The sequence below is a fragment of the Bisbaumannia pacifica genome, from assembly GCF_007989625.1.
Classification (GTDB): Bacteria; Pseudomonadota; Gammaproteobacteria; order Pseudomonadales; family Halomonadaceae; genus Bisbaumannia; species Bisbaumannia pacifica.
The window spans coordinates 1-2,540 of the sequence record NZ_BJUK01000090.1 but is presented as its reverse complement, the minus strand read 5'-3'; the positions used below and the strand labels follow the sequence as shown (position 1 = coordinate 2,540).

General features: G+C 69.1%; 3 protein-coding genes. 1 reads left to right on the top strand and 2 read right to left on the bottom strand.

Annotated features, from left to right (window positions below; translation table 11 throughout):
* Together HPA02_RS17985 and HPA02_RS17980 are read right to left on the bottom strand one after the other, a co-directional pair.
* Window positions 1-526 (bottom strand): invasion associated locus B family protein (locus tag HPA02_RS17985; protein ID WP_146804579.1); only part of this gene is annotated, 526 nt, incomplete at its 3' end.
* Window positions 527-613: 87 nt separating this feature from the next.
* The gene (locus HPA02_RS17980) at window positions 614-817 is read right to left on the bottom strand and encodes a DUF2061 domain-containing protein (RefSeq protein ID WP_146804578.1); all 204 of its coding nucleotides are present in this window, start codon (window positions 815-817) and stop codon (window positions 614-616) included.
* A gap of 274 nt (window positions 818-1,091) precedes the next feature.
* Between HPA02_RS17980 and HPA02_RS17975 the strand changes: the two genes are divergently transcribed.
* Window positions 1,092-2,492 (top strand): D-alanyl-D-alanine carboxypeptidase, encoded by a 1,401-nt coding sequence (locus HPA02_RS17975; protein ID WP_146804577.1) that lies wholly within the window; start codon window positions 1,092-1,094, stop codon window positions 2,490-2,492.
* Window positions 2,493-2,540 lie beyond the last annotated feature (48 nt).

Genomic DNA, 2,540 nt, shown 5'->3' with positions numbered 1-2,540 from the left:
CCCGCCGGCACAGGCGGGCGGCGCGATCCAGGGCGGGGCCGGCGCCGTCCAGGGCGAAGTCCAGCTCCCAGGGCTCGTCGTCATCGCCGAGGCGCAGGCGTAGCGTCTCGCCAGTGCGCAGCTCATGCAGCAGGCGATAGGGTTCGTCGAGGCTGAAGAGGGCATAGGCACCGCTGTCGCCGGGCTCGCGGCGCAGCTCCGCCGGGGCGGCGAAGGACGCCTGGTCGTCGATGCGCAGGCCGGTCGCACTCTGGCGGATCTCCGGCTCGGCCACGAACTCGTGCATCTCGACCCGCAGCTCCGCCAGGGGTTGGCAGTGGGGCGGGGCGAAGTCCACCGAGAAGGCGGTGCCGGGCTGGTCCAGGGTATTGGTGGCGCGGAAGCGCTGCGCCTCGCCCAGGCTCAGGCGCAGCGAGTGCCAATGACCGCTGGGCTCGACGCGGTCGGCATTGAACATGGTGGCCGCCGCCGGGGTGGCCAGCAGCAGGGCGCCGATCAGCGGCAAGGAACGGGGCAGGGTGGGCATGGAGACGCTCCGCGGGGAAGAGAAGGCCGTTAGCCTACCCAATCGCGTGCCGGGCGACCATGCCGAGGAGGCGTTTGGGGAGCGGGATCAGGGCGATAGCGGGGCCCTGGGGCGGCGCTTGTGGAAGGCCTCCCAGGCCTTCTCGTGGAAGAAATAGGCCAGGGTATTGATCGCCGGCTCGATCATGGCGATCAGTCCGCCCAGCACCCAACTGCCGGTGAGCAGGAAGGTGACGCTGAAGGCCACCCCGAAGTGGATAATGGCGAAGGTGAGGGTCTTGATCTTGGCCATGGCGGCTCTCCTCGATCATGAATGCCTTCATCATAAGAGAATGATTCTTATTTGTTGAGTTAAATTCGCCAATCCCGGCGATAGCCAGGCGCTGTCGGGCCTCGGCAGGGTGACTCAAGGGTGTAAACGGAATCACCGGGCGGCGGTGGACAGCGGCGTTTTCGTCGGCATACTTCCAGGTAAGGAGAAAAGATTCGCAAGGAACGGGTCGTGCCCCCGGCAGCGTGGGCCACCGGCGTTCCAACCAAGGCAGTCTTATGCGGGGGAACTAACCATGAAGCCCATTTACAAGGGCGCAGCGGGGCGCTGGCTGGTGCCTGTACTGCTCCTCGTCGGCCTGGCCCTGGCCACGACATCCGTGCAGGCCAATCCGCGTTATGCCGCCATCGTGGTGGATGCCACCAGCGGCGAGGTGCTGCATGCCGCCAATGCCGAGGCGCCGCGCTATCCGGCCTCGTTGACCAAGATGATGACCCTCTATCTGCTCTTCGAGGCCCTGGACGAGGGGCGCCTCAGTCTCGACCAGCCCCTGCCAGTCTCCCGCCAGGCGGCGGCCATGCCGGCCTCCAAGCTATGGCTCGCGGCCGGCGACAGCATCCCGGTGCGCGACGCCATCCCGGCGCTGATCATCCGCTCCGCCAACGACGTGGCGGTGGTGGTGGCCGAGGCCCTGGGCGGCAGCGAGGCGGCCTTCGCCCAGATGATGACCGCCAAGGCTCGGGAACTGGGCATGCTGGATACCCGCTTCCGCAACGCCTCGGGGCTACCCGACGACCTACAGGTCACCACCGCCCGGGACATGGCCAACCTGGCGGTGCGCCTGATGGCGGACTTCCCCCACTACTACGACAACTTCGGCCGCACGCGCTTCAGCTTCCGCGGCAACCAGCACAACGGCCACAATCGGCTGCTCTCCAACTACGACGGCGCCGATGGCCTCAAGACCGGCTTTATCCGCGCCTCCGGCTTCAATGTGGCCACCTCGGCGCGGCGTGGCGATCGTCGCCTGCTGGCGGTGGTGATGGGGGGCTTCACCGCCCACTCCCGGGATGCCCATATGACCACCCTGCTGGACAACGGCTTCCAGCGCCTGGCGCTGCAGAGAGGGCGTGACTGGGTGGCCGCCGCGGATGTCTCCGCCAATGTGCCGCCGCTGCTGGCCTCGGTCTCCGCCGACCTGGTGCCGCGCCCCGGGGCGACTCCCGGGGTGATGCTGGCCAGTGCCGTGGCCGGCGAGCCGGCGGTCGATACCGCGGCGGTCGACACCGCACGTGCCGAGGCCACCGAGCGGCTGGTGGCGGCCTTTGCCCCGGCTTCGCCGACCTATGCCGAGGATAGCGGCCTGGCCGAGGGCAGCCTGGCGCCCCGCGACCCCATTCGTGACCTGATGCGCCGCGACGCGGCGTCGACGCCCGCCGATGCGGTCGCCAGCAGTGGCGCCTGGGCGGTGCAGGTGGGGGCCTTCCAGGATCCCGACCAGGCTCGGCAATTGGCCAGTCGCGCCGCCGACTACCTGGCCAGCCCGGCTCCGGTGGCGATCACCGAGTTGGCCACTCGAGAGCGCACCGTGTTCCGCGCCCGGCTGGTGAATTTCGAGCAGGAGCAGGCCCATAGCGCCTGCCAGCGTCTACAGCAGCGCGGCCTGGAGTGCCTGGTGGTGGCCGCTACCCCCTGAGGCATCGTGCAGACCAACGGCGCCCGCCGATCCGGCCGGATCGGCGGG

Bases quoted from the DNA above. Each gene is read 5' to 3' on its own strand.
- HPA02_RS17980 (WP_146804578.1), bottom strand. From the start codon at position 817: ATGGCCAAGATCAAGACCCTCACCTTCGCCATTATCCACTTCGGGGTG.
- HPA02_RS17975 (WP_146804577.1), top strand. From the start codon at position 1,092: ATGAAGCCCATTTACAAGGGCGCAGCGGGGCGCTGGCTGGTGCCTGTA.